General features: G+C 41.9%; 23 protein-coding genes. 9 read left to right on the plus strand and 14 right to left on the minus strand.

Annotation, left to right across the window (positions count from 1 at the left end):
• Window positions 1–13 precede the first annotated feature (13 nt).
• On the minus strand, window positions 14–1,432 hold the full coding sequence (locus MmiAt1_RS01275) for an AAA family ATPase (RefSeq protein WP_318785097.1): 1,419 nt from the start codon (window positions 1,430–1,432) through the stop codon (window positions 14–16).
• Between the two features lie 396 nt (window positions 1,433–1,828).
• Window positions 1,829–3,592 (minus strand): mucoidy inhibitor MuiA family protein, encoded by a 1,764-nt coding sequence (locus tag MmiAt1_RS01280; protein ID WP_318785098.1) that lies wholly within the window; start codon window positions 3,590–3,592, stop codon window positions 1,829–1,831.
• A gap of 236 nt (window positions 3,593–3,828) precedes the next feature.
• Here MmiAt1_RS01280 and MmiAt1_RS01285 point away from each other — a divergent pair, with 236 nt between their 5' ends.
• Window positions 3,829–4,005 carry a hypothetical protein gene (locus tag MmiAt1_RS01285; RefSeq protein WP_318785099.1) on the plus strand — a complete coding sequence of 59 codons (177 nt, stop codon included), beginning with the start codon at window positions 3,829–3,831 and terminating at the stop codon, window positions 4,003–4,005.
• Between the two features lie 22 nt (window positions 4,006–4,027).
• Here MmiAt1_RS01285 and MmiAt1_RS01290 read toward each other — a convergent pair whose 3' ends face one another.
• Window positions 4,028–5,677, minus strand: coding sequence for a sulfatase-like hydrolase/transferase (locus MmiAt1_RS01290; RefSeq protein ID WP_318785100.1), 1,650 nt, complete (start codon window positions 5,675–5,677; stop codon window positions 4,028–4,030).
• Between the two features lie 102 nt (window positions 5,678–5,779).
• Between MmiAt1_RS01290 and MmiAt1_RS01295 the strand changes: the two genes are divergently transcribed.
• From MmiAt1_RS01295 to MmiAt1_RS01310, 4 genes are all read left to right on the plus strand, one after another.
• Complete coding sequence (locus tag MmiAt1_RS01295) at window positions 5,780–6,775, plus strand: damage-control phosphatase ARMT1 family protein (RefSeq protein ID WP_318785101.1); 996 nt, start codon at window positions 5,780–5,782, stop codon at window positions 6,773–6,775.
• Window positions 6,776–6,824: 49 nt separating this feature from the next.
• Window positions 6,825–7,883 carry an NAD(P)/FAD-dependent oxidoreductase gene (locus MmiAt1_RS01300; RefSeq protein ID WP_318785102.1) on the plus strand — a complete coding sequence of 353 codons (1,059 nt, stop codon included), beginning with the start codon at window positions 6,825–6,827 and terminating at the stop codon, window positions 7,881–7,883.
• 92 nt (window positions 7,884–7,975) lie between these two features.
• Window positions 7,976–8,989 carry a type II glyceraldehyde-3-phosphate dehydrogenase gene (locus MmiAt1_RS01305; protein WP_318785103.1) on the plus strand — a complete coding sequence of 338 codons (1,014 nt, stop codon included), beginning with the start codon at window positions 7,976–7,978 and terminating at the stop codon, window positions 8,987–8,989.
• A gap of 214 nt (window positions 8,990–9,203) precedes the next feature.
• Window positions 9,204–10,766 (plus strand): replication factor C large subunit, encoded by a 1,563-nt coding sequence (locus MmiAt1_RS01310; protein WP_318785104.1) that lies wholly within the window; start codon window positions 9,204–9,206, stop codon window positions 10,764–10,766.
• Between the two features lie 83 nt (window positions 10,767–10,849).
• Here MmiAt1_RS01310 and MmiAt1_RS01315 read toward each other — a convergent pair whose 3' ends face one another.
• A complete protein-coding gene (locus MmiAt1_RS01315; RefSeq protein ID WP_318785105.1) occupies window positions 10,850–11,062 on the minus strand; it encodes a hypothetical protein in 213 nt (70 codons plus the stop codon).
• A gap of 11 nt (window positions 11,063–11,073) precedes the next feature.
• Between MmiAt1_RS01315 and MmiAt1_RS01320 the strand changes: the two genes are divergently transcribed.
• Both MmiAt1_RS01320 and MmiAt1_RS01325 read left to right on the plus strand, forming a co-directional pair.
• On the plus strand, window positions 11,074–11,205 hold the full coding sequence (locus MmiAt1_RS01320; protein WP_318785106.1) for a hypothetical protein: 132 nt from the start codon (window positions 11,074–11,076) through the stop codon (window positions 11,203–11,205).
• Between the two features lie 398 nt (window positions 11,206–11,603).
• Window positions 11,604–13,334: a bifunctional fructose-bisphosphatase/inositol-phosphate phosphatase gene (locus MmiAt1_RS01325; protein WP_318785107.1), complete on the plus strand. Its 1,731-nt coding sequence runs from the start codon at window positions 11,604–11,606 to the stop codon at window positions 13,332–13,334.
• A 253-nt stretch (window positions 13,335–13,587) separates the two neighbouring features.
• Here MmiAt1_RS01325 and tatA read toward each other — a convergent pair whose 3' ends face one another.
• The 3 genes from tatA to tatC (MmiAt1_RS01340) form a co-directional block, all read right to left on the minus strand.
• Entirely contained in the window at window positions 13,588–13,893 is a 306-nt protein-coding gene (gene tatA / locus MmiAt1_RS01330) for a twin-arginine translocase TatA/TatE family subunit (RefSeq protein WP_318785108.1), read from the minus strand.
• A 152-nt stretch (window positions 13,894–14,045) separates the two neighbouring features.
• Complete coding sequence (locus tag MmiAt1_RS01335; protein ID WP_318785109.1) at window positions 14,046–14,441, minus strand: Sec-independent protein translocase subunit TatA/TatB; 396 nt, start codon at window positions 14,439–14,441, stop codon at window positions 14,046–14,048.
• 236 nt (window positions 14,442–14,677) lie between these two features.
• Window positions 14,678–15,640 (minus strand): twin-arginine translocase subunit TatC, encoded by a 963-nt coding sequence (gene tatC / locus MmiAt1_RS01340; RefSeq protein WP_318785110.1) that lies wholly within the window; start codon window positions 15,638–15,640, stop codon window positions 14,678–14,680.
• A gap of 306 nt (window positions 15,641–15,946) precedes the next feature.
• Here tatC (MmiAt1_RS01340) and tatC (MmiAt1_RS01345) point away from each other — a divergent pair, with 306 nt between their 5' ends.
• The gene (gene tatC / locus MmiAt1_RS01345; protein WP_338140871.1) at window positions 15,947–17,116 is read left to right on the plus strand and encodes a twin-arginine translocase subunit TatC; all 1,170 of its coding nucleotides are present in this window, start codon (window positions 15,947–15,949) and stop codon (window positions 17,114–17,116) included.
• 367 nt (window positions 17,117–17,483) lie between these two features.
• On the opposite strand, the gene MmiAt1_RS01350 is transcribed toward tatC (MmiAt1_RS01345), so the two are convergent.
• From MmiAt1_RS01350 to ftsY, 7 genes are all read right to left on the minus strand, one after another.
• Window positions 17,484–18,347, minus strand: a complete 864-nt coding sequence (locus tag MmiAt1_RS01350) for a DUF3307 domain-containing protein (protein ID WP_318785111.1) — start codon at window positions 18,345–18,347, stop codon at window positions 17,484–17,486.
• Entirely contained in the window at window positions 18,347–19,012 is a 666-nt protein-coding gene (locus MmiAt1_RS01355) for a SatD family protein (RefSeq protein ID WP_318785112.1), read from the minus strand. The genes MmiAt1_RS01350 and MmiAt1_RS01355 overlap by 1 nt, the downstream gene beginning before the upstream one ends.
• A gap of 393 nt (window positions 19,013–19,405) precedes the next feature.
• Window positions 19,406–19,927 (minus strand): DJ-1/PfpI/YhbO family deglycase/protease, encoded by a 522-nt coding sequence (locus MmiAt1_RS01360; RefSeq protein WP_420891263.1) that lies wholly within the window; start codon window positions 19,925–19,927, stop codon window positions 19,406–19,408.
• 123 nt (window positions 19,928–20,050) lie between these two features.
• Window positions 20,051–20,740 (minus strand): DUF2110 family protein, encoded by a 690-nt coding sequence (locus tag MmiAt1_RS01365; protein WP_318785114.1) that lies wholly within the window; start codon window positions 20,738–20,740, stop codon window positions 20,051–20,053.
• 465 nt (window positions 20,741–21,205) lie between these two features.
• Window positions 21,206–21,733, minus strand: coding sequence for a cupredoxin domain-containing protein (locus MmiAt1_RS01370; RefSeq protein ID WP_318785115.1), 528 nt, complete (start codon window positions 21,731–21,733; stop codon window positions 21,206–21,208).
• A 507-nt stretch (window positions 21,734–22,240) separates the two neighbouring features.
• Window positions 22,241–23,395 carry a tRNA (guanine(10)-N(2))-dimethyltransferase gene (locus MmiAt1_RS01375; RefSeq protein ID WP_318785116.1) on the minus strand — a complete coding sequence of 385 codons (1,155 nt, stop codon included), beginning with the start codon at window positions 23,393–23,395 and terminating at the stop codon, window positions 22,241–22,243.
• Window positions 23,396–23,524: 129 nt separating this feature from the next.
• The gene (gene ftsY / locus MmiAt1_RS01380; protein WP_318785117.1) at window positions 23,525–24,868 is read right to left on the minus strand and encodes a signal recognition particle-docking protein FtsY; all 1,344 of its coding nucleotides are present in this window, start codon (window positions 24,866–24,868) and stop codon (window positions 23,525–23,527) included.
• A gap of 83 nt (window positions 24,869–24,951) precedes the next feature.
• Here ftsY and MmiAt1_RS01385 point away from each other — a divergent pair, with 83 nt between their 5' ends.
• On the plus strand, window positions 24,952–25,215 hold the full coding sequence (locus tag MmiAt1_RS01385; protein ID WP_318785118.1) for a hypothetical protein: 264 nt from the start codon (window positions 24,952–24,954) through the stop codon (window positions 25,213–25,215).
• Window positions 25,216–25,268: the final 53 nt, after the last annotated feature.

Here is a 25,268-nt window from a genome sequence, read left to right on the forward strand (position 1 = left end):
TCAAGCATGATTATCAGTCTTCAAATAAATCATCCAATCGGATTTCAGATTGAATCATGCTTGAATACATATTTTTAGAAATTCCATAAGTTGTTACCATTGTTAAATGAACAGCCTTTTTTGTTCCTGTTTCAGAAATAAAAACAGATTTTTTTTGACCCAAGTTTTCACTGTATTTTTTATCAATCACATACAATCCGGATCCTGAATACTTCATTTCGCATAAATTAATGACATCATCCTTTCGATCAATAACCATATCGATTTGAGCACCGGATTGTGAATTTTTACTTCTCCAAGATGAAATGTTTGTTAAAACACCCGAAATGCCTAACTTGTTCTTAATTTGCCGCGTATGAATTAAACAAACTTGTTCAAATGCATATCCGCTCCATGCTCTGTGCTGCGCGCTGTCTATGGAGTTCATCCAAGAATTCTCATCCGCATATTCATTGTCTTTGATGAAATTATAATAAAACAATGTGTAAAAATCGACAAGCTGATATAAATATCCCTTTTTTCGATCAAATGCATGATATTTTCGAATAAAACCGCATTGTTCTAACTCCTCCAGTATTCTGACCAAACTGCCGCCGTCAGATATTTTTGCAGTTTCGGAAATTTCGCTGCGTATCATTCCTTTTGCTTTTTTGCTCAAAGCCTCCACGACTCTAATGTGATTTTCGGAATTTTTAAACAAAGAGGCATATAAATTGAAAAATTCATCTTTAAGAATACCGTTTGAAGAGAAAAATAAATAATCGACATTTTGTGCTAAACTCATTTTTTTATCAAACAAACTCAAATAAAAAGGAATACCGCCTAAAATCATGTAAGCTTCCGCAATTTGGTATCGACTCATTTCAACATTATTTTCTCGGAAATACAATTCACATTCTTTAAGTGTGAATGGTTCAATAATCATTCTTTTCGTCACACGATTGTATAAACCGCCTCTGTTTTTAATCAAATGATTAATCATCCAAGATGTCGCAGAACCGCAGACAATCAATAAAATATCCGAACGAGCTGAAGCCCAGCTGTTCCAAAAATATTCCAGAGCGGGCAAAAACCCGGATCTTGGCGTATCGATCCAAGGTATTTCATCTAAGAAAATGACTTTTTTGCCGGAACATTGTTTATTTTCCAGCAAATGAATAAGCTGCTCAAAAGTATCTGCCCAATTACTTTTATAAGAATAGGATTCCAATCCGAATTTGTTTAAAGAAATATTAAAATTGTGAAGCTGATCTTTCAAACTCAGATTTGCCGACCCCGTAAAATAAAAAGCGAAATTATTTTCAAAAGTCTTTCGAACCAAAAATGTTTTTCCGACTCTTCTCCGGCCGTAAACTGCAACAAACTCTGATTGGTTTGATTCAAAACAATCATTCAGAATTTCCGTTTCCTTATATCTTCCGATAATTTTCATAAATGCTCAAAAATTATAATTGGCGAAAACATATAAAAAAGTATCTTTTTCGCCAATTATAAGAACTATAACTGGCGAAAAATAAGAAAATAATCCAATTTTCGCCAATTATAAGAATTATAGTTGGCGAAAATCGGCCAAAAATCACGATTTTCGCCAATTATAACAAATCTGCCGTTTGAAATACAATGCTGAAAAAACGATTTGCGGTTTTTAACCTGTTTTGAAATTTGTGCGGCTCGCGCGCGAAACGGCGGCAGACGCAAAATGAAACAAAAACAAAACAAACAAAAATAAAACAAACAAAAACAAACAAAAAAAACAAAACAAAACAAAACAAAACAAAAAATTGCCGAAAATTCCGGCAATTCTTTTTACAAATTTAAAATTTTAATTTTACAAATTCAGTTCTTTTCCTTTCGGATATTTGATGCTGTAAACCAATTTGAAAACTTTTGTTTCGCCCGGCTGCATTTCATATTCCCAGGTCACGACGCCGATGTCTTCTTTGTTGAAAGAAAACGGTGTCGATTCTTTGGAAAGCTCGACCGTGATTTCTTTGTTGGATGAAATCGGATACTGGTCTTTGAGAACCATGCGGGCTGCTTTGTTCTGATTGTTTCGGACCGTCAGCTGATAGGCAAATTCCTGCTTCATGTCGCTGCCGAACAAGGCTTTACTGCTGTATTCTTTCAGTTTTTCGCGCTTGACGGAAACGCGCCTGTCCGTTCCGAGTGTCAGGGACAATTTGTCACGCGTCGAATCAGCATCGATGTACGTCTCGCCGATGTAAGTGCCGTCATAGGTGACGTTGGCGCTTCCGCTGAGCAGGCCGAGCTTTTCCCAGCCGGAAATTTCGGCAATCAGATAGGTTTCGTAATCCAGCTTCGGCGCGCAGTAATACATGAAATCGGCTTTAACGGAATTGCTTTTGAGTTCAATGCTTTGTTCTTTGCCGTTTCCGGGAATCGAATACGGAAGTTCGATTTCATAAGTGACGTTCATCCGGTTATCGGACTCCGTGACGAAATCCAAACTGTTTTTCAGCGTCAAAACGTAAGCGCCGCCGGCCGCACAAGAGCCGAATGCGCCGATTGCTTCTGACGGATCCAGATATTTGTTTTCTTTGACCATAGATTGATCAATCGTATAGAAGTAACCGGAATCCACAATCGTTCCGTCAATCACATAAATCGGTTCAAGTGATTCTCTGTCATCGCAAATGTATTCGGCTTCTTCCTGTGCGTAAGAAACGCATTCGGCCACTTTCATGTCATAAGAATAAGCATTTTGAATCAGAGGCGCGCTTTTCTTTGCAGCCATCCGTTCCATAGCGGGCGGGCGCGGAACGGCAAAATCCAGGAACCAGGCGTTAAACAGGGGAGCTGTTTTTCCCATGCTCGGAACGGCTGTTGAGAGCGTGATTTTAACTTTTTCCCAGTCAATGCCGGTTGTCTGACGCACTTTCGCTTTGGAAATGATTTGAACCGGACTGCCGGCGGCGGCAACATTAATGTCGTGGTACGGATGCCAGCCGGCATTTCCGGTAAAGCAGCGGACGGTCAGACTGCAGCCGCCGTCTGCCGGCGCCGATAGGTTCAGCTTTAAAATGCCCGAATCTTTCGTATTCTTGGCCGACTCCTGATTGAACTGAGCCGACAAATCATTGACCTTCATTCGGAGTTCGGCTGCTTTTTCGCGGTCGTCGCGCAGGAGATCTTCGATTTCAACGGATTTCGTTTTGAAAAAGTCCATGGCTTTCATCAAATCATCGATATCGGGCCCGTTTTTCGGCCCGGACGCTTTCTTCTCGATGCTTTCCCGAAGCAGTGAAAGCATTTCTTCATGGATTTGAATGTCTGTTTCAATCTTATGCAGTTCTTTCTGCTTGTCTTTGATTTCCTCTTTCAGCTTTTGAGCGGTTTCGCCCAAAGATTCTTCTTTCAGATAATTCACCGAAAATTCAAAAGACGAGACGACAACACCGCCGCTTGTTTTAACCTTGATGCTTTTCGGATCCGTTCCCGGACTGAAGCCGCCGATTAAAACGTCACTGCTGCCTTTTTCAAGCGCCGCTTCTGCTTTGTGAACGAGTTCGGCGCCGTCGTAAAAAATAATCGCTTCCGTAATCTGAGACGGAATTAGATTCATAAGATCCATAAATATGTCCTCCAAAATATTGTTTCATAAAAAGCAAGGGACATCTTTTCTTGCGTTTGCTGCCGCGGCATGAAATTTAGATTATTGATTATTTTATTTGATTTATGATTCGGATTCATGTCCGCCGAATTCTCTTCGATAACAAAATGAGAATTCAAAACAGTACTTTTTTCATCAGCCTCTTTCTATCCGCCGTCCCGACATTTAAAGTTTCGCTTCAAAGTTAAAAAACGGAAATGAGAAACAAAACAAGAAAAGAGAAAAAAGAAAATAAAGCAGCGAAAACAAAAAAACAAAAAAACAAAAAAACAAAGAAACAAAAAACAAAGAAACAAAAAACAAAGAAACAAAAAACAAAGAAACAAAAAATAAAACAAAACAAGAAAATAAAAGATAATAAAAACAAAAAATAAAAAATTAAAGTGAGCGAGGGCATCAATCGAATCCCGACAATCCGCCTTTTTTATAGAACCGATAAATGAAAAAAGCACCCGTCAGATTGATGATTCCGGCAAGCAGAAAACAAATCGGTTTAACAAGTTTTGACGGAATAAATGAATCGCCTGAGTCGTTTTTGCTGCCGTCCGAATCGGAAAAGAGCGAAATCTGTTTTTTAAGATAATCCGACAAATCAACGGAGGTGTCGGCCGTTATTGCAATCGTAAGTTCTTCCTGCTGATAAGAATGAGAATCTGTCGATTCCCATCTTAAAATATAATTGCCGGCATCCACTCCCGCAACGGAATAATCGGAAAATCCGGTGTTTCGGCTGAAACCGAGGGAATTAAAGACAATCTCTTCCGTGCCGCCTGTCGACCGGTACAGCTGAATTTGAACCGGACCGGGCGCCTGAACATAAAGCGCAGGCTTAGTTTTTGCCGGCAAAACATTTCCTTTTGAAAAGCGCGGGGATTCGGGAATGTTAAAAAGGGACATCAGTGTCGGCGCAACATCTTCCTGAGCGGCCGGGCTGTCGTAAACAATTCCTTTTTGGACGGTGTTTCCGTAAATAATAAACGGAATATGAAGCGTTTCTTGAGTTTTGGCGTATTTTGCGGAACTGTGACCGCCGCCTTTTTTGTCCTGTGTTTCAAAAGACATGCCGTGATCGGCCGTGAACAAAAAGAACAGATTGCTGCGGCGGCATTTATCGAACAGCTTTTTCAAATCCGCGTCCAGTTTTTCGACGGCGTCCAAATAAGCGTAATAGCCGCGGTAATGTCCGGTTGAGTCAATGGCGCCGACATTGATGACCAGAATGAATTTTTGATTCGGATATTTTTCCATCACGGACAAAGCTTCATAAGCGGTGTCCAGTCCCCAGCGGTTGTAGCCGGCGTATTTTTCGCCCGTGTCTTTTGTGTCGGTATAAGATGAAGCGATTTTTCTCTGAGATTCAAAAACGGAAGCCAGGTCATTGACAATTCGCTGATCGGACCCGTTAAAGGAATTAACCTGAACCGTAAAATCCATGTTGTTGACCGAATTGGTTTTGTCGTAAATGATGACATCAAATTTGCCGCGCATGGATTCGAAATCGCCGCGCTGCATAACGCCGATGCAGAGAAATCCTTCTTGCCGCAAAATGTCCATGACTGTTGACTCCGAATAGCCGACGAGCTCCGAATCCGCGCTCGGGTTTCCGGTCACCAAAACGGAATGGCCCATTTCGGTCACGGGAACGGGAACTTTCATTTCAGAAACACGAAAGCCGTTTTTCCAAATATCGGTCAAAGTCGGAACAAAAGCTTTTGCCGTTGAATCGCCGTCCAGCGTTTCACCGTTCAGCTCGGGAAACAGATAATAAGAGCCGAGACCGTCAACAATAACAAACACCGCGCCGTTCGGAACGGAATCGGAGTCGGAGTCGTTCAAATAAGTTGAAAAAGATTCAGATTCCGGTGAAGCTGAAGCGGCGGAAATCGGAATGAAAGCGGCGGATATGAAAATTGCAAATATGAAAACAATTAATAGCGGAACCGCGCATAATGTTCTGATCCGGCGGGAATGACCGGCGTTGCTGTCGACACGATTCGAATTTTTGAAACGGCAATATTGCCCCGAGAGTTGGTCTGAAACTGTCATGAAAATGACAAAACACAAAAACCATAATTATCTGCCGAAATTTTTAAAATGAAAAACTTTAAATCTGAAGCTTCGTCTAGTTTTGAAAAAGGACGGTTCTCAATGAAAATTAATCCCAGGTGTACTTACTGTTTACTCTCCCGCGTTCATTATCAATGCAATTTGGCAACGGATGACGCGGATTTAATCAACGAAGTGATGAAAGAATGTATTTCGGCGCTGAATGACGCGTATGACCCTTCGGAAACGTCAACGCATGTCGGAACGGCTGTTCACCGCCGCTGTTTTGAAGTTCTCGGAAATCACGACCCGTATAAGGAAACGAAGGAAATCAATAACCAAACCGCTCTTGAATTGCTGCCGGAAATTCAAAAAATGATTTACGGGGAAAATGAGAAAGGCGAAACATACACGGCGGAAAACAGTCCGCGCCCGATTGAAGAAGTTTTTGAAAAAGCCGTTTTGGCGGCAGTTATCGGCAATTATTTTGATTTCGGAATCATGGGAATCGACGCATCGGACGACGGTTTCAGACAGAAGTTTGTGTCTTATTTTGAAAAAGGATTGGATATCAACGACACAAAAGAAATGATGAATTTGCTTCAAAACGTTGTTTATATCACCGACAACTGCGGGGAAATCGTTTACGACCGCGAGGTTTTGAAAGTGATTAAACGGATTCAGCAGGTTCAATATGAAAACAAATCTGAAATTCAAGAGGGAAGTAAAAATGAAAAAACGGCCGGCTCAAATGCTGCCCCTCCCGAATTGACATTAATTGTCAGAGGCGCGCCGATTTTAACGGACGCGACAATGAAAGACGCGGAAGAGTTTGAAATGTCAGCAACCGCGGACAAGATTCTGACAACGGGATCAAATGCAATCGGCGTCATATTAAAAGAAACGCCGCCTGAAACAATCCGGGCGATGGAAAACGCAACGCTTATTATCAGCAAAGGCATGGCGAATTACGAAAGTTTGTCGGATGAAAAAAGTATGAGGCCGATTGCATTTCTTTTGAGAACGAAATGTGAAGCTGTTGCGGATTCGCTGGGTGTTGCGCTCGGGGAATCAATTGCAAAATTAGAAATTCAGTGAAATGAAGAACAGTAAAATAAAGGCAAGATGAAATTAAAGTAAAGATAAAATGATGGAACAAGAAGAGCTCTATGACATGATCGTTGTCGGCGCAGGCCCTGCCGGCTGTACAGCGGCAAAATTCGCGGCAGATGCCGGTTTGAATGTTTTGCTTCTGGAAAGAATGAAATTACCGAGAGAGAAATCCTGCTCGGGTTTTCTGATTCAAAAATCAGTTCGTTTTATTGAGCAGCATTACGGAAATATGCCGGAAAATGTATTCTGCAAACCCGAAAATACAAGCGGTTTCATCCTGACAAATGAAGACGGCAAAGAATTTCGATTTGAAAGTCCCGGCTTCAATATTTGGCGCGGCGCTTTTGACAAATGGCTGGCGGAAAAAGCCGAAGATGCAGGCGCTGTTGTTGCAGACAACTCGTTTGTGACAAACATTGCAGAAACCGAAAGCAAATATTTGAATGTTTTTTTGAATAACGGAGCCGTATTTAAAACAAAATATGCCGTCATCTGCGAGGGCACCGTTGGAAATTTAAAGAACAAAATAACGGCACATCAAGGATATAAAAATGAAAAAATTATAACGTATCAGACATTTTGCCGCGGCTCCGTCCGTTTGGATCCGAAATTCTTTTACGCTTTCTTACAGGCGGAATTTTCCGAATATGACGCGTGGGTTAATTTTAAAGACGATTTGATTATCTTCGGGGTTGCCGTTGAAAATGCTGAAAAGATTCAACGATATCATCAAAAATTCGAATTGTTTTTAAAATCAGAATACGGGCTTTCGGTTCTGGAAATCGTTAAAGAAGAGAAATGGCTGATGCCGAAAATTTTACCGGAATGCCGCAAAGACACCGTTTACGGCCGAATTTTATTTGCGGGAGAAGCTGCCGGATTTTTGAATCCGATGGGCGAAGGGATTTCTTCTGCATTCATTACAGGAAAAGCGGCGGCATATTCCGTAAAAACCGCATTGGAGGCGGAAAATATGCCGCCTGCCCGACTCAAAGAAATTTATGAAAAAGAAATTGAGCCTGAATATAATTACATGCTGCGCCAATGGAAATTGATCGGCGGTATGTCCGCCCGATTCTTTCAACAATTATAAATAAGCCGTTTGCCTTGTCTTTAAAATTGTATTTTTATTATTTTTACTATTTTTTCAACGATTCTTTAAATTAGAAACAGGTACAGATGAACATGTCTAAGGTTAAAGTTGCAATTAACGGATACGGTACCATCGGTAAGCGTGTTGCCGATGCGGTTTCGCTTCAGGATGATATGGAAATTATCGGCATTTCAAAAACGCGCCCGAACTTTGAAGCCAAAACCGCCGCTATGAAAGGATATAACATCTATGCGCCGGCCGACAAAATCGATGCTTTTACGAAGGACGGCTACACGATTGCCGGCTCGATTGAAGATATGATCAAGGAAGCCGACATCGTTGTGGACTGCACGCCCGGAAAAGTCGGCGTCTCCAACAAAGCGCTTTACGAAAAGGAAGGTGTGAAAGCGATTTGGCAGGGCGGCGAAAGCAAAGACATTGCGCCGATTTCGTTCAACTCGGAAGCCAACTATGCGGATGCGCTCGGCGCCGATTTCGTCCGCGTTGTTTCCTGCAACACAACCGGTCTTTGCCGCGTGATTTATCCGCTGGACCAAAAATACGGCGTTGAAAAAGTCCGCGTGACCATCGTCAGAAGAGGCGGCGATCCGGGAGACATTAAAAGCGGTCCGATTGACGCGCTTGTTTTGGATCCGATCAAACTGCCGTCCCATCACGGTCCTGACGTGAAGACGATTATGCCGCACATTAATATCACATCGGCGGCCATCAAAGCCCCGACTTCTTTTATGCACCTTCACGTGCTGAACATTCAGCTCAAAGAAGAATGCACGGCAGACGACGTGAAAAATCTGTTTGCAGCACGCCCGCGCATTCAAATGATTGCCGACGGTATTTCCGCAACGGCGCAGATCATTGAATTCGGACGCGACTTGGGACGCCCGAGAAACGATATGTGGGAAAACTGCGTCTTTAAAGAATCGGTTTCCGTCGACGACGGCGAACTCTATTTCTTCCAGGCGATTCACCAGGAATCGGACGTGATTCCCGAAAATGTCGATGCAATCCGCGCGATGATGTCTTTGGAAAAGGACAATTTGAAGTCCATTGAAAAGACAAACAAATCCATGGGCATCGGCTTGTAAACGAATATCTGTTTGTAAACGAATATCTGTTTGTAAACGAATATCTTGTGTAAACGAATATCTGTTTGTAAATGAATATCTTGTTTGTAAGCGAATGTCTGTTTGTAAACGAATGTCTTGTTTGCAAAAGGATATTTGTTTGTAATTGAGATCAGCATATTAATCGAAATTAATCGGAATTAATCAAAAAAACGATTGCACCAAGACTGTTACCATGTCGGCAGAAATTGAAACCCACTCGGATTGGGCGGAAAAATACCGCCCGAAAACGTTCAAGGATTTGATCGGAAATAAGAAAGCGATTCATGAGCTTCGCTTGTGGGCGGAAGACTGGGAGAAAGGCTTTCCCGAAAAAAAGGCGGTCATTCTTTACGGCGCGGCGGGTGTCGGGAAAACTTCAACGGCTGCCGTTTTGGCGTCGGAAATGGGATGGGAATACGTTGAGATGAATGCCGGCGATCAGCGCACGGCGGACGTAATTGAACGGATTGCCGGCGCGGCGTCTAAGACGACGACGCTTTTCAGCCATGAGACGGATGAGAACGGCAAAAAATCATCCGGCAAACGATTGATTGTTTTGGATGAAGCCGACAATCTGCACGGTACTTATGATAAAGGCGGCAGCAAAGCGATTGCCGACGTGATTGATAAAACGACGCAGCCGATTCTGCTGATTGCGAACGACATTTACGGCATTACGCAGACGATTCGGTCGAAGTCGCTGGAAATTGAGTTCTCGCGGATTCAGACGAGGTCGATGGTTCCGGCTTTGACAAAAATCTGTAAGGATGAAGGCATCACGGCGGATGAGAAAGCGATTTTGAAAATTGCTGAAAATGCGGGCGGCGATTTAAGAAGCGCGATTAACGATTTGCAGGCGGTAACGGTCGGCAAGACGGAAATTAAAGAAGAAGACATTGTCGTTTCCGGCAGAGATGTGAAGGAAACGATTTTTAAAGCGCTTGTGAAGGTTTTTAAAGGGCATCATCGAACGGAAGCGCTTGACGCGGTCAAAACACTTGACGAGACGCCTGAAGATTTGATTATGTGGGTGGATGAGAATCTGCCGATTCAGTTTCCGAACAGGGACGAGAAAGGAAAAGATATCGCCGGAATCAATCCGGACGTGGCAAACGGCTACAAGGTTCTTTCAAAAGCAGATTTATACCTCGGGCGCGTGCGCCGCCGTCAAACGTATCGTATGTGGCGCTACGCGAGTTTTATGACGACTGTCGGTCCGATGTCGGTCCGCTCAAAAGAATATTCGGGCTTTATCAAATACACATCTCCGACGCGCTGGAAAAGAATGGGTCAGTCCCGGTCCGTCCGCGGCATGCGCGACAACATCGCCGTTAAAATTTCGGCCCGTCACAGCAAGTCTATGCGCACGTCCCGCAACGAAATCATCCCGTACTACCGCCGCCTGATGGAAAACGAGGATTATGCCGTCGCGCTCGCCGGCGAATCTGATTTTGACATGGACGAATTGGTTTACATGCTCAAAGCGAAATCGGCGACAAAAAAAGTGCAGTCGGTTTATGAAAAATCAAGATTTATCGCCGACGCCAAGCGCCCCGCCGAAACGGAATTCTTCAAAACCCCGGAAGCCGAAAAGAGAAGCAGCGCCGCAGCTTCTGACAAAAACCAGATGACGCTTGAAGACATGGCCAAAAAAAGCGAAGAAAAGAAGGCCGAAGAAGCGAAGGAAAATAAAGAAAAAGAAGAGAAAACGGAAGACAAACCGAAAAACCAGAAGAGTTTAACGGATTTCTTCTGAGTTTTTTTATTTATTTCTTTTACTTATTTTTCAATCTTTTTTTTCATTTCTAATTCGCTGAAAAACGATAGACGTTTTTTGATTCATTTTTGAAAAATTGTGCAGCCCGCGCGCGGCGAACAGCGGCGACGGCGGCAGCAGAAACAGGCCGGCAAGTCTGCAACTGTATTTACAAGAACGGCAAGACAGATGCAGTAAACGGAAGCGGGAAGGTAGCGCCGGCAAACGGAAGCGGGAAGGTAATCTGTGCCCACGCTCGCGTAGCGAGCGGATGTGATAAAAATGAGATGATGCACATAGAACACATATGGCAGATGCAAATGCAGCAGAAGCAGGCACAGATGGAAGCAGAAAAGCAGGCACAAATGGAAGAAAAAGCTGGCCCGAATGGAAGCAACCGATAGAAAAACAAAATAAAATGCTGTTTGCAGTTAATTGAACATCATGGAACGAATCTCCAATCCTCATTTTGCTCGCTTCGCTCACAAAAATCGGATTGGAGGAACGGATCATAGGGTTTTCATTTATATTTACAATTAATAGAAACATCTTTTTTACTAATGTTAAAAAAACGAACCCCGTTTTTTGAATGAATTTCAAATTATTTTCTTTTTTGTGGTTTTATCGGGGGTTCGGATTTGAAAATTTTATGAAAAGGGGTGTTTTGGGTTTGACGAACTAAAATTTTAAAATTTTCATATTTCAATGAAAAATTTCGATTAAAAACGGCATATTTTTAAAGATAAGGATGAATTCTCATTCATATATTTACAATTTCATTATTTACAATCATATCATTCAATTTTTAAATTCAAATTTGACCAAATGAGTTTTATTATGTCTGAAAAAAATTCCGTTCCGAATCCCGATTTGCTGGAACTTTGCCGCGCCGTTTACCGTGATGTCCGCGAAGCGATTTCGTCTTTGGAAGGCACAAACGCGGCTGACGAGTTCATGTTTGTCGGCGCCGACGGCACCGATACGAAACGCATTGACCTGGCCGCCGAAGACGCCATGCTGAAGCGTTTCAAACAATCCGGGCATTCGGTCCGCATCATCAGCGAAGAATGCGGTGAAACCATTATCGGTGATGTTCATAACATTGAATTTGCGGCGATTGTGGATCCGCTGGACGGAACGGCCAACGCCATTCACGACATTCCGTTTTACAGTGTGTCAATCGCGTTTTCAAAACCGGATTTCACAGGCATCTTTTTCGGCTATGTCTGCAATCTGGCCAACGGCGACGAATTTTACGCGGAAACCGGAAAAGGCGCTTACATGAACGGCGCAAAAATCGAAACATCCAAAGCGTCCACCGTCCGGGAATTAACCATCAGCGCTTACGGCTACCGCCAAAACACGGATCGGACAGCAAAGCTCTGCTCGCGCGTTCAGAAGGTGCGCGTTCTCGGAAGCGTTGCTTTAGAACTCTGTTACGTTGCGGCCGGCAAAATCGATGCCTTTGCGGATGTCCGGCGCATGCTCCGCTTGGTGGACATCGGCGCCGGCCAGCTGATTGTCAAAGAAGCCGGCGGAATCGTAACGGACGGCACCGGAAACACGGTGTTTCTGCCCGATAATCACATCAAGCCGGTCAATCTGGTCGCTTCAAATGGCATGATTCATCAAGAAATTCTGAATCTGATCACATTTCCCGAAATCGACTGCCGCGGCGACTGGTATTATTACAAAGGAAAAGTCAAAAAAATCGCAATCGTTTCCCGCTGCGACAGCGATGCCGCATTGGATATGATTCAAAAAATTATTGACACCTTCAAAGACCGCGTCGAAATTTATCTCTCTTCGTCGCCCGCCAAATATCTGAACATGGAAGAGCGCGGAATCGCTGTCGGAAAAATGAAAGAAGCCGGCATCGATTTCGTAATATCTCTCGGCGGCGACGGAACGATTCTTCGGAATATGTCCAAAATGCCGGACCCGATTCCGATCCTCGGCATCAACATGGGAACGCTCGGCTTTTTGGCCGACGTCGACCCGAAAGACGCGATTGCCGCCATTGACGAAGCCATTTCGGGATTCATGTATGACGAACGCCCGCGCCTGGAACTTTCAATCAACGGCGAATTCATCGGAAACGCAATCAACGAAGTTGTCGCCACCTCCGCCTATCCCGCCAAAATGATCACGTATGAAATTTATGTCAACCGCCGCCTTCTCGGCGAAATCCGCGCCGACGGCATTGTTTTTGCAACGCCTACCGGATCCACCGCTTACGCCATGAGCGCCGGCGGCCCGATCGTCACGCCGGAAGTGGACGCCATCCTCATCGTTCCGATTGCCCCGTTTAAGCTTTCGTCAAGACCATGGATCGTTCCGTTCGACAGCGAAATTACAGTCCGCGTGAAAATGCCCAAAAAAGAAATCGTCATTGTCACCGACGGCAAAGGCGTCACGCCGCCCGAAATTGAAACAGAAAGCGAAGAAGATTTCATTCACGTCAATGAAAACGACACCGTCACGATTAAACGCGCCCGCTACCCGGGAAGGTTCGTTAAGTTTTCAGACGCCTGTTTCTATGAAACGGTCCGGAAAAAACTGAATTAATTTGTGTGCCGGCTCGCGCGCGAGCCGCACGATTTTTAAAAATATATCAAAAACGAATCTTATTTTTTTGAAAATATGTGAATTGAGACAGCGGCGGCTGTAAACAAAAGAAGAAAAACGAAAAAAGAAAAAAAGGAAGAGAAAACAATAAGAGAAGAAAACAATAAGAGAAGAAAACAATAAGAGAAGAAAAATAATAAAACGAAAAAACAAACGTAATAAAATATAAAAAAGAAGAACAGAAGAAATCAATTTAGTTTTCTTTGTTCATTTTGGCGCTGATTTCGTCAAGAAGCTGGTCGTCGGTTTTGCCGGCGGTTTCAATTCCCTGATCTTTAGCCATTTTTTGGATTTTGGTTTCTTTTTCTGCGGGTGTTGTGTCTTTTAAGCTGTTTTCAAATTCTTTGTAAGAAATTTCAGCTTCTTTTTGCGCTTTTTTAAACTCGCCGGCAGATTTTCCTGCGGAGCGGGCAAGTTCGGGAAGCTTGGATGCCCCGAAAAGAAGGACAATCACTGCGACAATAAGAATAATTTCTGTTGTTCCAAGTCCACCAATCATGTTCTAATACCTCTTTTAATCCTCAATTGACGTGTTTAAACGGATATGTTTTTATTATCAAATTTGGGTTTTAAACCTTTCAGCCTTAAACCCGATAATGGTTCATCTATTTAAATGTCTTTAGGTTTTCAATGAATAATAATCATATAAATTTATTGCTGCAAATCCGATTCGGATTTTGAAAGGTCTGAAAAATCTGAATTTTCAGGATTCGAATTTCCGGCATCCGAATTTTCATTCATTTTCCCCGAAATCAAAACCAGCAATTCGTCTGTTGTTTTGCCTTCCGTTGAAATGCCGGCATCTTCCGCCATTTTGATAATTTTGTCATTTAAAGCGGCAGTTTCCTGCTTTTTCTTCTCGGCGTTTTCGCGGTTTAACTCATCAAATCCGCTCAAATCAAATTCAGCCGCCTTTTGAGCTGTTTTGAATTCCCCCATTGCGCCGCCGACCGCGCGCGCAAGCTCCGGAAGTTTGTTCGGGCCGAATAAAACCAGAACAACAATCAAAACAAAAACGACTTCACCGAATCCGAGACCGCCAATCATAGTAAAGTTTACATTTTAATCAACAGTTATAAAGATTTGCATTGTCTGTCATTATTTTCTGTTTTAAATAAAGCTGCCGTTAAATAAATTTCAATAAAAAGAATAAAATGAACAGATTTCAGCAAAAGAAAATTTTCAAAAAATCAAACCGAATTCAAAACTTCGAAGAATTCAAAAAATCAAACCGAACTCAAAAATTCAAACAGAATTCAAAAAACGGAATAGATTCAGCCGATTCAAACAAACTTCAGCAAAATCAAACTGAATTCAAAAAGAATAATAAGTGCAGCACCCGCAAGCAGCTGTGAAACCATTGTCGGATCCGGCGCAATCAAAAAAGCAAAGCCGACCAGCGCGCCGTAAACAACCCATCTGGCTTTTCGAAGCGTTTTTTCTTCAACAATTCCCATGCGGACAACAGACACCATCAAGAGCGGCACCTGAAAGACCAAACCGAAGCCCAGGACCAAAGAAATGATTGTATTGAACGTCTCACCGAGGCCGATTTGAGCAACAGCTGACTGATCCGAATAAAAAAGAACATAATTCAAAAACAAAGGCAAAATGATGAAATAAGCCAGCGCCGCGCCCATCAGGAATAAAATAAAAGACAGCGGCACAACTTTAATCAAAAACTTGCGCTCATTCCGGTAAAGTCCGCGGGACATGAATTTGAATAATTCGTACATCAAAAGCGGAAAGAAAATACAAACCGCAATCGCAACCGACAGTTTCAGGCGCGTCATCAAATATTCCGTCGGCGAATAAATCGACATGATGACGCTTTCCGGAATAAAACGGGCCCACAAATAAGCAATCGCTTCCCCCGAAAACGGGTAAGCAAGCAAAGCGCCGACAAGCAAAGCAGCGCCTGCAATGATAATGCGGTTGCGCAATTCTTTCAAGTGACCCGCAACGTGTTCTTCATAATCGCTGTCAGGTCTTTTCTTTCCGAATTCTTTCTGCGGCGGCAGGATTTCAGGTTTGGCTGCAGCAGGAGAATCGGATGCAACAGACATATCAGATACAGCAGGAGAATCGGATGCAACAGATGTATCAGATGCGGCAGGTGTAGCAGATGCGGCAGGTGTATCAGATGCAGCATCCGCCCCGGAAGCCGTCGGCGCAGCAGACTCTGCCGTCTCAGGTACAGGCGAAGAAAAATCAAGTTTATTCAATTCATCCGATAAAGAAGTCATACTGTAAAAGCCCCGCGGCAAAGAACTGATAAAGAATTATGAGTGAATTTTTCATTAATAAAACACGGTAACATTTAAACGTAACCGTAAATTGACACAACATTTTTATTTATCCTTCTTATTCAAACATTCACGGGTAAATTTTAAAAACCCGTACGGATTTTGTAAGTTCAATAAAGGCAACATAAATTAAAAAACAAAAATCGGGATTGTGGTATTATCGTTGAGCTGTCGGAAGGAATTCGAATTTTCTTAAAATTCATAGAATCCATTAAAAAGAAACTGATTATTCTTTTCGCTTTATTTTTGGTTGCCGCCGTTGTTGCGTATCCTGTCACGGATTATATCATCAGCGATGCAATCGACCGCAGTCTGCCTCACAATGTCAGAGGCACCGAAATTGAAAACTATTTTGACCAAATGGTCATCATTTATGACGGGCCGTTTACCAAAACCGAATTGGATATTAAAACGCTGCTGGATAATCCCGATATAAAAACATTGGTGTACACGCCGCCGGTAAACGCATCGGATACAGGCCAAGTGATTCAGGATGTAATCATCGCCAATACGGAAACGCAGTCTGTTTTAGACATTATTTCACTTTACATTCTCGGCGAAAGCGATTTGAATCTCAGTATGGTACTGGATGCCGTTATGCAGGGCGGCGTCACAAAAATGACGATTGAAGACCTGCCGGAAACATCGCAAATCATTCTTTTCCGGGCAATTCCTTATGAGAAAGATCTTTTGGAGACAAATACGCTTTCAGAGATCAAGGATGTTTTTGAGAACGTCACCGGCCGCGAACCGATGTCAACGCTTGCTCATTTGGAAAAAGACGAAAAAAGCGGATCCGGAAATCCGAGCGTCGTTTATACAAAACCGCTGGAAGTGCCGCTTTTAAAACTGAAGATGTCATTGATTATTGCAATCATTGCCGTCCTGCCGTTCCTGTTCTATTTGGGCGGCAAAGAAATTGTCAAATATGTTGACACCAAAAAGCTGAATCTGAAAGAAAAACTGCCGTTTAAAGCAAGATGGCTGGTTTTAATCGTCCTTGTGATGTTTCTTTCATTTATCCTCGGCGCGATTTATTCATACTTCTTCATGGCGCCGCTCTTCATTCAGTTCCTTTATCTCAGCGCCGCCGCGTCAGGCGCTCAGGCGACGTATTCGATTTACGAATTCGTCAGCTTCATTGCGATGCTGACACTGATTTTCGGATTAATTTTTGAGTTTCCGCTCATCATTTTCATTCTCAATCGTCTCGGAATCGTTCAAAAAAGAATGCTGACAAAATACAGAAGACATGCTTACGTCTTGTTTGTTATTTTAGCCGCCGTCATTACGCCGCCGGATGTCATCAGCCAGATTATCGTTGCCATCCCGATGATTTTCTTCTACGAGCTGAGCGTTTTGATTGTCAGAATATTCGGCCGAAAAGATCCTCCCGAAGGAACGAATCTCATTTGATCAGAGCCGATTTCATTGATCGTATCTGAATTCGGCTGTGGATTCATTAATCCAAATTAATCTTTCTCAAATTCATCTTTTCTAAATTCATTTTTCCCAAATTCAGTTTTGAATTCATCTTTCCCAAATTCAGTTTTGAATTCATCTTTCCCAGATTCAGTTTTGAATTCATCTTTCCCAAATTCAATTTTGGATTCATTTTTCCGAATTCATTTTTGGATTCATCTTTCCCAAATTCAGTTTTGAATTCATCTTTCCCGGATTCAGTTTTGGATTCATTTTTCCGAATTCAGTTTTGGATTCATTTTTCCGAATTCAGTTTTGGATTCATTTTTCCGAATTCATTTTTGATTTCGCATTTGTTAAATTAAGCCAAAAAATCAAAAATAACATAATAAACAATAAGCGTTGCCAAAATACTGTAAAGTGTTCCGATTAAAAAATATTCGGCGAACGGTTTGCATTTTGAAATCTGGTCATAGCGCACAATTGATTTTGCGGTCAGCACAAGACCGATTGCGGCAAATTGTCCGATTCCGATAAAAATGCCTGCCAAAAGCCGTTCCAAAGTTCCGATTGTTGCGCCGGCGCCGGACACAGAATCCGGGTCAACGCAGTTTTTATCTGTTGTTTGAGTCGGCTGATATTTTTCAAAAATTTTCTTAAAACTGATGTTAATCGGTTTTGCAATAATGATAATAAAAAGAAGATATTTGAGAAAAACGTATAATTCCGGAGAAATACCATCGAAGACGGCTGTATTTGAAGCGGTCATATTTGAAACAGCAAGATTTGAAACAATAAGATTTGAAACAGTGATTTCAGAAAGTAAAAAAGAAGCAATCACAATAACAAAAAGATGCAGAATTTGGTCTGCGGCATAAATATTTCTTTTAAAATGCGCCGAATTTTCAAATTCGGCCGATTTCGATTTTTCAAAAACGCATTTGGATAAATCAACAACAGCATGAAGTATGACGGCGGCAATTATGATTCCCGCCGCCGGCAAACTGAACAATTTCAAAAACATTAAACCCAAAAGAAGAACAGCGAACGGAACGGCATAAAGAATTGAATGGAGAATTGTATATTGAATATTGCTTTCTTTCATTTGTGCCATTTTATTTGTCTGCAAGTAATAATCTCCAATAAAATGACACAGAAGAAGCAGAATCAAATAAAATGAAAAAGCAGAGAAGGCAGAAAAGGCAGAAAAGACAGACTCCGGCATTATTTATTTCCCCAATGGTTTTGCAGCATCACACATACAGATTTTTTCAAACGTAAATAATTGTAATATCCTGTACTTTGAATTTTAGAATTAACTGTCTGTACAGTAATCCCTAATAAAGATGCCAGTTTTTTTTGCGGAATATTCGTTTCATATCCGAAATTTAAAACACTGATTTTGATTAACGCCCTTTGAGTGCTTCTCCATTTGTTTTCCGTATAATCGCAAAGTTTCAGACTTTCATTGACGACATCCATAAAATCCGTTTGTTCTTGTGCCGCAATCATAATTTTTGATTTTTTATAGTCGTTGTGATTGTGAATCGTGTTGATGGCGTCCCGCGCGCACCAATAAGCAGGCCCGTCCGCTCCGATGCTTGACAAAACATTAATTTCAGTATCAATTTCACCGATTCCGATTCCGAAACGCAGTTCAACAGGATCCAGCATGAATTTGATCTTATCCGTGATTTCAAGAAGCCTGTCGGCACTTTTGAGAAGACCTTGAAATTCATCCCCTAACGTCACCACGAAACGAGAAGCCAAATCGGCCTCATATTCCGTATTGACTTCATGAAGAATTTCATTCAGCCGATTTTGGAACGCATTCCGATCTTTTATTTTTCGAGACGAGATAATGTCTCCGATGACGGCAAAATAAATCATTTGTATCCCAATATTTTTCGATTTCAATTTTTGTAAACATTTGGTTAAAAAAATTAAGTAATAAACTACTTATTCTCAAAATATAAGTAATTTATTACTTAAAAATGAAAATTAAGTAGAATACTACTGAAATATTAGAATTAAGTAAAATATTACTGAAATATTAAAATTAAAGAAAAAACAGCTAAATTCAAACAGAAATATCTGTTTAAACAAAAAAATGAATTTAAAACAACATCAGACTCCGTCAAAAAAGAAGGACATAAACACAAAAATAAAAAATGAAAAAACAAAAAGAGGAATGAAAAAAACAAAAAAAATGAAAAAACAGAAAAAGAATGAAAAAACAAAAGAAGAGGAGCGAAAAAAAACAAAAAAGAAAAATAAAAACGATTATGAAACAGCTTTAAGCACGGCTTCGCCGAATTCGACTGCGCATTCCGGCCCGTTTCCGGTCACGATTTTGCCGTCTGCAACGACTGCTTTGTCTTTTAGATCGGCGCCCGCTTTTTTCATTTCATCAATCGCGGCATCATCGGGGAAAACGGTTGCATCTTTTCCTTTCAAAAGGCCTGCTTTTGCCAAAACGACGGGGGAAATGCAGATTGCTGAGACGACTTTTCCTTTATCAAACGCTTCGTTTAAAAGCGCATGCAGCTTCGGATTGTCCCAAAGGAAAGCTTTGGAACCGCCGCCGCCGGAAATGGCGATCGCGTCATAATCATCGGCAGAAACATCGTCAATCAAAACATCGACATCAACAGAACCGCCTTTAACACCGGCTGCTTTTCCGAGACGTGTTGAGCCGACAGTAACTTGATAACCGTTTTTTTCAAAAACATCGCGCGGTTCAAAAAATTCTTCGTCTCTGAAGCGTTCGGGCGCAACAATCATCAATATTTTTTTTGTTTCCAATGAAATCACCTTTTTTCATTTAATGGCTGAATATTTTAGAACTGAACATTAATTGAACATGAAGCTGACATAAAGCCGACATGAAGTTGAACAATCAAGATTAATATGAAACCTATGAATAAATTACTTTTTCATCCCGAGCAAAACACCCATCTGCGACGGTAAAATTTTTCCGATTGATGAAACAATTCCGGGACCGTCCGTTTTTTCTTTGCAGACAATCACGCATTCCGTCAGACCGAGTTTTTCGACGCCGTAAACATCACGGCCGTGGCCTTTTTTCTGAAGCGCGGCTTTCACTTGAGAACGCGTTGCGCCGTTGACAAAAATTCGGTCCGTTGATGTTTTTTTCCAAGTCCACCATTGGTCAATCTGTTCTTTTGCAAAAACCGCGGTTTTGTCCGGCAGGACTTGAATTTTCACGGGCAGATACGGAATCATCCCGAAGCGCGCGGCAATCTGGCCGGCACTGCCGATGCCGAGCGTAACCAAAGATTCGGACAGAATTTCCAAATCAAACCCGACAGAAATGATCAGCTTGTCGGGCTCAATTGTTTTAATAAAAGCTTTGTACACGGTTTCCGATCCCGGCTCGATGTCTTTTCCTGTCAGAAAACGGCCGAACTCTTCATAGAGCATGCTTGCGCAAACGGATTCGTCCTCGCCGTTAATTTCAACCGAAAAATGACGGTTAAAGACGGAAATATTAAAATCGGCGTCCAATTCTTTAAATTCGGAATCGACATAAGCTTTCAAAGACCGGACGGCATTTTCTTCGGAAACGTAAACCGGCTGCAGTAATTCAGTTTTCATAATGATCGGTTAAATTGGTATTAAAAATTTAAATTGTATTTTCAATAATTGTATAACACATTTCGTCTTTTTCCTAAATAAAACAAATGCTGTCTGTGAAAATAAAATATGCAGCCTGTAAAAATAAGCAAGTAAACAAAATAAAAAATCGGCAAATGCAAATCGCTCAGAAAAAGAATGAAAATTTTAAAAACAGACAAGTGCAAATCACTCGAAAAGAATGAATATTTTAAAACAGACAAGTGCAAATCACTCGAAAAGAATGAAAATTTTAAAAACAAGCAAATGCAAATCATTCGAAAAGAAGTGAAAATTTTAAAAACAGGCAAATGCAAACCATCCGAAAAGAAGTGAAAATTTAAGAAACAGGCAAATGCAAACCGTTCGAAAAGAGATGAAAATTTAAAAAAAAATCAATCATAATTGAAATTTCAATTATGATTGACGAATTATTTGTAAGAAGAATTATGCGACAGTCACTGTCAAAACACGGGCAGTGTCCCCGAAGGGCTCTCCGGTGTAGTAGTTGAGCAAGTCAATCTTGTAGGTACCTGCCTGATTGAATGTCAATGTTGCAGAGTATCTGGGATTGAGGTTGAAGTCTTCAAAAGCACCTTCTTCGGAGTGGTAAAGGTGTCTGAAGTTTCTGGTTTCAGTGTTCATAAATCTGACAGTGTCACCTTTGCTGATGCTTAAAGATGAGGTTGAGAATTTTTGGTCACTTGTTCTGATAAAGTGTGTCGGCTCGGGGCCGTCTTCGCCCAAAACAACCGTAACGGCGCCGGACGGTGCTGAAGTGTTTTCAGACGGTGTCACAACAGGTTCTGTGGGTGTTGAGTTGTTGGTTGAATTGTTGGTTGAGTTGTTCGTCGAGTTGTTCGTTGAATTGTTGGTTGTGTTGGCATCGTCGTCGCCGCCGAGACAGCCGGAGAAGCTGACTGCTGCGAAAAGCAAAACCAAAACAGCAAGAACCATTAAAACTTTAGATTTCATATATTAATCCTCTTTGAAATGGATTTAATTTTGATTTAAATTTTGAATTTAATTACTTAAATTTTAAAAACTTGAATAATTTAAGTTTAAATTAACAGATAAAGCTGACAACTCACCGCCGTATATTGTTTTAACCAAAATCCGATTGATGAGAATAAGATTCTTAAAACAATATAGCAACAATAAATTGTAAGTTAAAAAATAAATGATAGTTAGATATATAAACATTTTCAAAGCAGGAAAACAATTTCAAATTTGAAAGACTGATTTTTAGAATGTTTGCAGCGGATTTTTGAAATTATAATAGATAACAGATAATAATTAAAAATCTCAATGTTGGTTCAATTTGGTCAATATTTGATAAAAATTGGATTCAAAACTTAATCTTAAACTTGATTTAATTTATTCAAACATTTTCAAAATTCGATTAAATTTGTCTCAAAACTTCAAAATTCGATAGATTTATCTCAAGCTCTTTCGAATCTGATTTTACTTGTCTCGACGCTTTCAGACTTGTTTTTGAAGAATTTCTAAAATAATATTCATCGGCGCGTCCGTTTTAAAGGATGTTCCCGAAAAATGCGTTCGTGTCGCCGTGAATCCGGCGTTTCTCAAATCTTCTAAAAACGGCTCCATCGGCGGCGCTGAAATTCTCAGTTTTTCGCACAGCATATGCTGGTCATAAAAAAACGGAATATCGGCTTCGTTGCGGCAGACGGTCAGCAATTTGACGGCATCTTCTTTTTTGTTCAGCGGTAAAATCTGCAGCTCGGAAATGATTTCGTCGCAGAAGTCAATGTCTTTAAACGCGCCCAGCCAAAGCGGGCCCGACATTTTTCGTTTTGCGCCGCATTCGGGACATTCTTCGTTCATAAAAACGGCAAGACCGTTTTTGGTCTCCAAATTTCTGCACTGAAGGCACCAGGCAATGAAACCGAGTTCTTTCAAGGTTTTGTCGGCGTTTCCGGCACCGTTTAAAACTTCGGCGTAGACGCGGACATAATGGCGTGTCGCGTGTGAGAAAAGCGGGCGGATTCCTTTATCGAATTTGGAGGCCGCTCTTGCGATGCTGCCGATTAAGATGCGAAGTCCCATTTCACTGTGAAATTCATTGTTGAGCGGAACGGCAGCGTATTTGCGTATTCCGGATTTGAGATGCGCGCCGCAAAGGGGAGCGGTGTCGGTTGCGGTCACACCTAAAAAGAAAGAAGCGGAAGAGACGGCAGAGTCCAAAAAGGGCGCGGGCGTTCCGAACGGGTCGATGTCAACGATTGCAAATTTCCGGCCGTGAAGAAGCTTGTCGGCGCCCATGCAAGTTGCGGTCACCGATTCCTGAAGATTGTTGTGTTCGATGTTCTTTTGAATGAGAGAAACGGCTTCTTCTTTCCAGTCGTTGAGAACGGCCGAAATGCCGGCTTCTTTGGCAATGCGAAGACCGCGGATGCCGGATGCAGAAAATGCATCGGCATAAGTGATTTGAGATTTATCAAAACTTTTCCGCGCCGCCAATTTTTTCGCGTAAACAGAAGTGACGGCGACATTAATATCGCGGTTCATTTCCATTGCGGGATTGTAAAAAACGGAAGCGGATGCTAAAGGAACATCGGGATCGTTATCCTCGGGGATGTAAACTTCGGTTTGACCTTCTTGAATTAATTTCATTGGTTTCACTCAAAATAAAGGATAATAAAAATAAAAAATAAAAAAATGAAATAACAAAATGATGAAACGGCTCAAAATGAATTTGCCATTTCACGGAATTGCTTCATCAATCATATTGAAAGTGAATCGTTAATCTTCGAAAATCTTTTCAACAAACCATTCGGGATTGAATTTCAGCAAATCATCGTACTCCTGGCCGACTCCGAAAAAGAGAATCGGTTTCTGCGTGATGTAAGCGATTGAAATTGCGGCGCCGCCTTTGGAATCGGCATCCAGTTTGGTCAAAATCGTGCCGCTGATCGGAACGGCGTCGCTGAACTGGGACGCGCGCTCGACGGCATCGTTTCCGGCGGTTGCTTCGTCGACAAAGATAATCAGATCGGGCGTGCTGACGCGGCAGATTTTCTCAAGCTGGGCCATCAGATTCACGTTTGTGTGCATCCGGCCGGCGGTATCGGAAAGGAGAACGTCTGACTTATGTGCTTTCGCGTACTGAAGCGCGTCATAAATGACGGCGGCAGGGTCGGATCCTTCCTGATGTTTAATGACTTTGATGCCCAAGCGGTCGGCATGAATTTGGATTTGATCAATCGCGCCGGCTCTGAATGTGTCGCCGGCGGCGATTGTCACGGAATAGCCGTTCTTTTGGAGGCGGTTTGCGATTTTTGCAATGCTCGTTGTTTTTCCGGTGCCGTTGATGCCGACAAAAGCGATGTGAACGGTTTCTCCGCGGCGCTGTTCCAGGAATTCGTCAAAATCAAAAACGTTGGCGGACATGACTTCCATAATGGCATTTTTCAAGGCGTCTTCGACGATGCTGCCTGTGTTTTTGCCGAGGCGTTTGCGCGTGCCGCTGAGCTGTTCGCGAACGGATTCGACAATCGCGTCGGTGACGGTCAGCGCGAGATCGCTTTCAAGAAGCGCGATTTCAAGTTCCGTGAGCGGTCCTTCCAAATCGCTGTCATCCAAAATGACTTCGCGGTCAAAGATGAGCGCTTTTGCTTTTCCGAAAAAGCCGGCCTTCTCTTTTTTCACTTCAGCGCCGGTTCCGTCCTGTTCAAACCGTTCCGTTTGCACGGCACCTGTTTTTGTATCAGAAACCGTTTCGGATGTCATTTCAAGAACAGTGTTTGAAGACGCTGTTTCCTCGATTTTCCCTTCGATCATGACTTCCGAGTCGGCACGACCCGTTTTCTCAACCGTTTCAAGTTCTTCTTCTTCCAAAATGTCGGCAACCGCTTCGGCAATGTCGGCGGTTTCCGCTTCGGACAAACCGGAATCTGTCTGATCGGTTTGATCGGTCTGATTAGTCCGGCCGGTCTGATCGGTTGTTCCGGCCGTTTCAGCTGCTTCGATAACGACTTCTTCTTCAACAACGACTTCGGGCTCTTCCAATTCAACAGCTTTTTCCTCAACCGTTTTATCCAAAGATTTGGTAAAGCTCGCCAGTTTTTCTTTTAATTTTCCGAACAAGAAATAATCTCCTGAAATTGATTTAATAATTTTTTGAATTTATATGAAGTAAAGAGAAACCGAATATAAATAAATGTCAGTATTTGAAAGAAAACACAACAACAAAAACACAACAACAAAAACACAACAACAAAAACACAATAACAAAAACACAACAACAAAAACACAACAACAAAAACACAACAACAAAAACCAACAAAAACACAACAAAAACACAACAAAAAAACAAAAAAGAAAACAAAAACACAAAAAACAAACGAAACCGAATCACCGATTTAAAAGATAAACGAAATCAAAACATTGATTTTGAGAAATTAATGAAACAAAAACACGATTTAAAAAAATAAATGAAAAAAATCAATTTTGAAAAATAAACGAAACTCAAACATCGGTTTTAAAA

Source organism: Methanimicrococcus hacksteinii (genome assembly GCF_032714515.1).
In the GTDB taxonomy this organism is placed as follows: Archaea; Halobacteriota; Methanosarcinia; order Methanosarcinales; family Methanosarcinaceae; genus Methanimicrococcus; species Methanimicrococcus hacksteinii.